At 31.2% G+C, this 7,404-nt stretch carries 7 protein-coding genes; 6 read left to right on the top strand and 1 reads right to left on the bottom strand.

Features of this window, described 5'->3' with window-relative positions:
• Positions 1-99 precede the first annotated feature (99 nt).
• The gene (locus tag ACFWTK_RS09120; protein ID WP_415875701.1) at positions 100-609 is read left to right on the top strand and encodes a PIN domain-containing protein; all 510 of its coding nucleotides are present in this window, start codon (positions 100-102) and stop codon (positions 607-609) included.
• A 10-nt stretch (positions 610-619) separates the two neighbouring features.
• Here ACFWTK_RS09120 and ACFWTK_RS09115 read toward each other — a convergent pair whose 3' ends face one another.
• Positions 620-1,669, bottom strand: a complete 1,050-nt coding sequence (locus tag ACFWTK_RS09115; RefSeq protein ID WP_415875700.1) for a DNA polymerase IV — start codon at positions 1,667-1,669, stop codon at positions 620-622.
• Between the two features lie 148 nt (positions 1,670-1,817).
• On the opposite strand from ACFWTK_RS09115, the gene ACFWTK_RS09110 reads away from it, so the two are divergent.
• The 5 genes from ACFWTK_RS09110 (at position 1,818) to ACFWTK_RS09090 (ending at position 7,142) form a co-directional block, all read left to right on the top strand.
• On the top strand, positions 1,818-2,021 hold the full coding sequence (locus tag ACFWTK_RS09110; protein WP_415875699.1) for a heavy-metal-associated domain-containing protein: 204 nt from the start codon (positions 1,818-1,820) through the stop codon (positions 2,019-2,021).
• Between the two features lie 164 nt (positions 2,022-2,185).
• Entirely contained in the window at positions 2,186-3,697 is a 1,512-nt protein-coding gene (locus ACFWTK_RS09105; protein ID WP_415875698.1) for a DUF1846 domain-containing protein, read from the top strand.
• Positions 3,698-3,943: 246 nt separating this feature from the next.
• Complete coding sequence (locus ACFWTK_RS09100) at positions 3,944-4,660, top strand: CoA transferase subunit A (RefSeq protein ID WP_415875697.1); 717 nt, start codon at positions 3,944-3,946, stop codon at positions 4,658-4,660.
• A 14-nt stretch (positions 4,661-4,674) separates the two neighbouring features.
• Positions 4,675-5,328 (top strand): 3-oxoacid CoA-transferase subunit B, encoded by a 654-nt coding sequence (locus ACFWTK_RS09095; RefSeq protein WP_273092385.1) that lies wholly within the window; start codon positions 4,675-4,677, stop codon positions 5,326-5,328.
• Between the two features lie 152 nt (positions 5,329-5,480).
• Entirely contained in the window at positions 5,481-7,142 is a 1,662-nt protein-coding gene (locus tag ACFWTK_RS09090; protein ID WP_415875696.1) for a ribonuclease J, read from the top strand.
• The last annotated feature ends 262 nt before the right edge of the window (positions 7,143-7,404 follow it).

Below are 7,404 nucleotides of genomic sequence, written 5' to 3'. Positions count from 1 at the left end.
GGATGTGAAACTTATATAGGAAGTTTAGAATCAGTTGACTATATTATGGTGAAAAGTTATATAATAAAAGTGTTCATTTTTTTATGAGGAGACGAGAAAATGATAAGCAAAAAGTATTTATTGGATACCAATATAGTTATAAAGATATGGAAAACGTGTCCTAATCTTTTAAGAGATATGAATAGATCTGAGAAAGTGGACTTTAAAATTCCAAGATATATAGCCGAGGAATTATCTGTAAAAGAGTTTGGAGAGTTTAATGGCAATAGAGTGCTTACAAACAGATTTCTAGAGTTGTTAGAACATATAATAGATGTAGATATTGATGGGCTTTCTACAGAATATTCCAATAAAGAAAATTCAGAGCATAATTATGAAAAGAGCAGCTCTATAAAATATTATCCTAAAAAAAATATTTATATGATTAATGATAATAAAATATCTAAAAACGATTATAGTCTCATATATGTGTGCCAAGTTAACAAAGATTATATATTGGTTACAGAAGATAAAAGCTTATTAAATAGCGCTAAAAGCATTATTGGACCTTCTAGAGTCATGAACTTTCATGAATTTATGGAGGATGTAAATCTAGAACTAGATGAATAATTCATAACAGTTAGCAATCGAATAGAGTCATCTGTTTAATTTTGTTTTCCTTTAGAGAAGAAACAGATACTCCTATAAGTCTGATTTTTTCATTTAGTTCTATGCTGTCTAATATTTCACATGCTTCTTTATAAATATCCTCCTCTTTTGATATATATGAAGATAGAGTTCTGGTTTTTGTGTGATTTTCAAAAGATGAGGTTTTTATTTTTAATGTTATGGTCTTTCCACTAACATTTTTGCTAGATAAATCTTTAGAAATAGAAAAACAAAAGCTTTTTATGTATTCTTTAAGCTCATTTTTATCATCAGTATCTCTTTTTAGAGTATTTTCTCTTCCTATGGATTTTCTCTGCCTAGAAATTTCTACTTTTCTTTTATCGATTCCTCTTATCCTTTCATATATCTCTATACCGTATTTTCCAAAAAATTGAATTAAAATATCAATAGGAAGATTGTAAAGTTCTTCAATAGTAAACACGCCTATATCATTGAGTTTTTTTACAGATTTTTTTCCAAGACCATAAACTTTATCAATAGATAAAGGAAATAAAACTTCTGGTATCATATCTTTAGTTATAATCTTAAGTCCATTAGGTTTATTCCAATCAGAAGCAATCTTAGCTAGAAATTTGTTAAAAGATATACCTACAGATAAAGTAAGATGTGTATTTCTGTTAACTTCTTCTTTTATGTATTTAGCTGCCTGTAAAGGTTGAATCTTAGAGTGTGTAATATCTAAATAAGCTTCATCTATGCTGAGAGGTTCTACATAAGGGGTTAAAGTGTAAAATATTTTAAATATTTCTCTTGAAACCTCTTTATATCTCCACATTCTTGTAGGTAAAAATATACCATGAGGACATTTTGACTTAGCCATGTAAATAGGCATAGCGCTTCTTACGCCGTATTTTCTTGCTTCATAAGAACAGGTTGCAACTACACCTCTTTCAGAAGTTCCACCTACTATAACAGGTTTTCCTTTTAGCTTTGGGTTATCTACAATTTCAATAGAAGCAAAAAAAGCATCCATATCTACATGCATTATAACTCTTTCCATTTAGAACTCCTCCAGAAAATTTTATATTATGTATTATAACATATGGATAGGGACTTTGAGATAAAATAAAAAAAGCAACATTGGATAAAAAACTTATATTCATTCCATACTAATATTGAAAAATATCTGTAAAAAGGAGAGAAAATATATGTTAACAGTACATTATAATGTTTCAGGACTTGTGAATTCTGAAAGTAGAACAAAGCTGCGCAATGCTTTAGATAAAATAGAAGGAGTTCAAGAAGTAGCCGTAGATATTGGAAGAGGAACAGTTGAGGTAGAGTATAATCCTCCAGCAAATCCACAGGAGATTAAAGAGTGCATTGAACATACAGGATATGATATTGTTTAAGTTTCTTAGAAAAATATCTAAGAAACTATTTTTATTTATAAAAAGTGATAATATATTATTTACTTTAGATTAAAAATATGCAATAATAAAAAGTCGAAGTTTTTTGTATAAAAAATAACTATTATTAAGAAAAACAAGATTTTTATAGAATGAGGGGTAGACAAATGAAAATAGGATTTGACCATGAAAAATACTTAGAGGAGCAGTCAAAGTACATATTAGAAAGAGTTAATGACTATGATAAGCTGTACTTAGAATTCGGAGGAAAGTTGCTTCAAGATTTGCATGCTAAAAGAGTACTTCCTGGATTTGATGAAAATGCAAAGGTTAAACTTCTACATAAATTAAGAGAAAAAGCTGAGGTTGTCATTTGTGTGTATGCAGGAGATATTGAGAGAAACAAGATAAGAGGAGACTTTGGAATCACATATGACATGGATGTTTTAAGGCTTATTGATGAATTAAGAGAATATGAGCTTGATGTAAACAGTGTTGTGATAACCAGATATGAAGGACAGCCATCTGCAAATGTATTTATAAATAAGCTAGAGCGCAGAGGGATAAAAGTATATATTCATAAACCAACAAAAGGATATCCAACAGATGTAGATACAATAGTAAGCGATGAAGGATATGGAAAAAATCCATATATAGAGACTACAAAACCAATAGTTGTTGTAACAGCCCCAGGACCAGGAAGTGGAAAGCTTAGCACATGTCTAAGTCAGCTTTATCATGAATATAAAAGAGGAAGAAGCGCAGGTTATTCAAAGTTTGAAACTTTTCCAGTATGGAATATTCCTTTAAAGCATCCTTTAAATATAGCTTATGAAGCTGCTACGGTAGATCTTAAGGATGTAAATATGATAGACTCTTTTCATATGGATACTTATAATGAAGTTGCGGTAAACTATAATCGTGATCTTGAGTTGTTCCCTGTGCTTAAAAAAATAATAGAGAAAATAACTGGAAAGGAATCCATATACAAATCTCCAACAGATATGGGAGTTAATAGAGTAGGCTTTGGGATTATAGATGACGAAGTTATAAAAGAAGCTTCAAAACAGGAGATAATAAGAAGATATTTTAAGACAATTTGTGAATACAAAAAAGGGTATGTAGATAAAGATGCATATCAAAGAATAAAGCTTATTATGGAAGAACTTAACTTAAAGCCAGAGGATAGAAAGGTAGTTATTCCTGCAAGAGAATATTCACACAAGCTAAGACAGGATTCTTGCAAAAATAATGATGTTTGCCCTGTTGTAGCGCTAGAACTTTCAGATGGAACAATTTTAACTGGTAGAAAATCTGAATTGATGGAAGGAACAGCTGCTGCAGTGTTAAATGCTATTAAGTATTATGCTAATATATCTGATGAAATATATCTTCTTTCTCCAGTTATACTTGAGCCGATTGTAAACCTAAAATCTAAAATATTAGGAGATAAAAATGTAGCCTTAAATTGCGAAGAAATATTGATAGCACTTAGTATTTCAGCAGCAACTAATCCAACAGCTCAAGTAGCTATGGAAAAGCTTCCAATGCTAAAAGGATGTCAAGCTCATTCAACTACGATTTTAAGTGGAAATGATGAACAGACATTTAGGAAACTAGGAATAGATGTAACATGTGATGCGGAATACCCTTCAGGAAATCTTTATTATATGTTCTAGAAAATGTGGAGTTTCAGTAGTTTTAAAAAATGATTTTAAATATATAAAAAGTCTAAGCAGCTAAAAACTTAGCTGCTAGACATTTATTTTGCAAATTTTGAAATAAAACAAAGCTTAGAAGATGAAGAAATATATTTTCAACTTGATACATGTTTTGAATGAAAACCTTTAAAAAAAGTTGGACAAAAATTTAACAATATATTATAATAAGCTTTAGTAAAGAGTTTATTAATTGGGGGTGTAGATATGGCTATTATTCAAACTAAACAAGAAGCTGTAAAAAATATTAAAGATAATACAACAGTTATGATAGGTGGATTCTTTGGAGTTGGTATTCCACTTGAGATGATCAATGAGATCGCAGATAGTGGTGTTAAGGATTTAACTTTAATCGCTGTTGCTGGAGGATATCCAGGTGGTGGAAGAGATTTAGGAAGGCTTACGCTAAATAAGCAAATTAAAAAGTTTATAGGAACTCACATTGGAACAGATCCAGAATTCGTAAGACAATACAATGCAGGAGAAGTAGAAGTAGAATTTAATCCAATGGGAACTTGGATTGAAAGAATAAGAGCAGCAGGAGCAGGTCTTGGAGGAATAATTACTCCTACAGGAATTGGAACAGAAGTTGAAGAAGGTAGAGAGAAAATAACTATAGATGGAAAAGAATACTTAGTATATCCGCCATTAAAGGCAGATGTAGCAATAATTAAAGGATATAGAGCAGATAAATATGGAAACATAGAGTATAGAGGAACTGCATTAAACTCAAATCCAGTAATAGCAACAGCAGCAGATTTAGTTATTGCAGAAGTGGATGAAATAGTTGAGGTTGGCGAAATCCCTTACAATAATGTAGGAACTCCTGGAATTTTTGTTGATATTATTGTTCAAGGTAAATCTCTTGAGGAAAGAAAGCAAGATCTAGAGGAACTTTGGGCATCTAAAAACAAATTAAGATAGGGGGTATAGCGATTATGAATAGTAGGGAACTTATCGCAAGAAGAATAGCAAAAGAATTTAAAAGTGGAATGGTAATTAATTTAGGAATTGGTATTCCTACAGCATCAGCTAACTACATACCAGAAGGAGTAGATGTAATACTTCAGACAGAAAATGGAGGACTTAGATTTGGAGAAACTCCTAGAAAAGGAGAGTCAGATCCAGACCTTGGAAACGCAGGTGGAGAGCCAATTACAATGCTAAAAGGTTCAGCAGCTTTTGATTTATCTAATTCTTTTGTAATTATTAGAGGCGGACATGTTGATATGACAGTTTTAGGAGCTTTAGAGGTAGATCAAGAAGGTAATATTGCTAACTGGAAGATACCAGGAAAGTATACTCCAGGAATGGGCGGAGCGATGGACTTATTAGTAGGAGCAAAGAAAGTTATAGTGGCTCTTACTCATACAAATAAAGAAGGACAATCTAAAATTTTAAAGAAATGCACATTACCATTATCTGCAGCAAAAGCTGTTGACTTAATAATCACTGAAAAAGCTGTTATGGAAGTTACTGAAAAAGGATTAGTATTAAAAGAAGTAGCTCCAGGTGTTTCAGTAGAAGATGTTCTTAAAGTTACAGATGCAGATTTAATAGTTCCTGATGATGTAAAGGAAATGGAACTATAAAAATAATGTAGATAAAAAAACTTCAGACAGGGTTAAAACTCTGACTGAAGTTTTTTTATTTATCATTAAGTAGGAATTAAATTCTCACTTATAAGCCAAAATAAAGTAAATAGAAATAATATAATTTTTAAGGATGAAGGTGAGAATAAAATATGGATAAGGGTAAAGTAAAGGTAATCCCCTTAGGAGGGCTCGGGGAAATTGGTAAAAACATAACAGCTATTGAATATGAAGAAGAGATTATTGTAATAGACTGTGGTATATCTTTTCCCGATGAAGATGTGTATGGTGTAGATTTAGTAATTCCTGATATAACTTATTTACTAAATAACAAGGAAAAAGTAAAAGGAATCTTTATAACTCATGGACACGAGGATCATATAGGTTCGCTTCCTTATATATTAAAACAATTAAATACACCTCTTTATGGAACAAAGCTTACTTTAGGAATAGTAGAAAATAAGTTAAGAGAACATGGTATACTTTCAGATTGCAAATTAAATGTAGTATCAGCTGGAGATATAATAGAGCTGCAGAATTTAAAAATTGAATTCATAAGAAATACTCACAGCATAGCAGATTCATGCTGTATTGCTGTACACACTCCTATTGGAACTTTACTACATACTGGAGATTTTAAAGTAGACTACACGCCTATTGATGGATTAGTAATGGATTTAGAACGTATATCGGCTTTAGGAAAAGAGGGGATATTACTCCTTATGGCTGATAGTACAAATGTAGAACGTCCAGGACATTCTATTTCAGAAAAATCCATAGGTGAAACTCTGGCTAGAATATTTTCAAATGCTGAAGGGAGAGTAATTGTAGCAACCTTTGCCTCAAACATTCATAGGATGCAGCAAATAATAGATGCTTCTGTAAAAAATAGGAGAAGAATAGCATTTAGTGGAAGAAGTATGGTAGATATTTCAGAGGTAGCAATGAACTTAGGATATCTTCATATACCAGATGGATATATGATAAATATAGATGAAGCAAATAAATACCCTAATGAGCAGATTACTATAATAACCACAGGAAGCCAGGGAGAAGCTATGGCAGGACTTGCTAGAATAGCATTTTCTAATCATAGAAAGATTAAAATTGAGCCGAAGGATTTGGTACTAATCTCTGCATCTCCAATTCCAGGAAATGAAAAACTTATATCAAGAGTAATAAATGAGTTGTTTAGAAAGGGTGCAGAGGTAATATATGATGATTTAGAAGAAGTTCATGTATCAGGCCATGCATATCAGGAGGAAATAAAGTTAATCCATACTTTAGCTAAGCCAAAGTTCTTTATGCCTGTTCATGGAGAATACAGACATTTAAAGCATCATGCTGATTTAGCGGTTAAATTAGGCATGGATAGAAACAATGTATTTATTCTAGAAACAGGTCAGGTTTTAGAGCTATCAGATAATGAAGCTAAGATAGCAGGAAGAGTTCCTACTGGAGCTGTGTATGTTGATGGACTTGGAGTTGGAGATGTAGGAACTATAGTTCTTAGAGATAGAAGGCATTTAGCCGAGGATGGTATGCTAGCTATAGTTGTTACATTAGAGAGAGAATCTTATAGTGTAATAGCAGGTCCTGATGTAATAACAAGAGGTTTTGTATATGCAAAAGAGTCAGAGAAATTAATTGAAGAAGTAAAGAGTATTGTAAAAAAAGAGCTGAACAAATCATTAGATAATAGAATTATTGAATGGTATGTTTTGAAATCCAATATGAAAAAGTCTGTAGAAAAATTTTTGTTTGAAAAAACAAAGAGAAGACCTATCATTCTTCCAATTATTATGGAAATTTAAGGCAATAGCTGTGTTTCAAGAAATTATGGGTTAAATACAGTTGTTCTTAAACACAGCCTAAAATAATTTATATTATGTCTTAATCTCTTGCAATAGTTCGATTTTTGAAGAAATATTTAATAATTTAAAGATAATAGTAAATAAAGTAATAATAAAACAATATAAACATATAAAAGGACACAAAAGTATATCGATTTTTATAAGTGATTGATGTATATTAATTATTAGAATACTAGGTGCGTGATAATCCTCATGTTTACAG

This window comes from Clostridium sp., from assembly GCF_047777555.1.
Taxonomy (GTDB): Bacteria; Bacillota; Clostridia; order Clostridiales; family Clostridiaceae; genus Clostridium_H.
This window is presented reverse-complemented; position numbering and strand designations above follow the sequence as displayed.

Bases quoted from the DNA above. Each gene is read 5' to 3' on its own strand.
- ACFWTK_RS09095 (WP_273092385.1), top strand. From the start codon at position 4,675: ATGAATAGTAGGGAACTTATCGCAAGAAGAATAGCAAAAGAATTTAAA.
- ACFWTK_RS09115 (WP_415875700.1), bottom strand. From the start codon at position 1,669: ATGGAAAGAGTTATAATGCATGTAGATATGGATGCTTTTTTTGCTTCT.
- ACFWTK_RS09110 (WP_415875699.1), top strand. From the start codon at position 1,818: ATGTTAACAGTACATTATAATGTTTCAGGACTTGTGAATTCTGAAAGT.
- ACFWTK_RS09090 (WP_415875696.1), top strand. From the start codon at position 5,481: ATGGATAAGGGTAAAGTAAAGGTAATCCCCTTAGGAGGGCTCGGGGAA.
- ACFWTK_RS09120 (WP_415875701.1), top strand. From the start codon at position 100: ATGATAAGCAAAAAGTATTTATTGGATACCAATATAGTTATAAAGATA.
- ACFWTK_RS09105 (WP_415875698.1), top strand. From the start codon at position 2,186: ATGAAAATAGGATTTGACCATGAAAAATACTTAGAGGAGCAGTCAAAG.
- ACFWTK_RS09100 (WP_415875697.1), top strand. From the start codon at position 3,944: ATGGCTATTATTCAAACTAAACAAGAAGCTGTAAAAAATATTAAAGAT.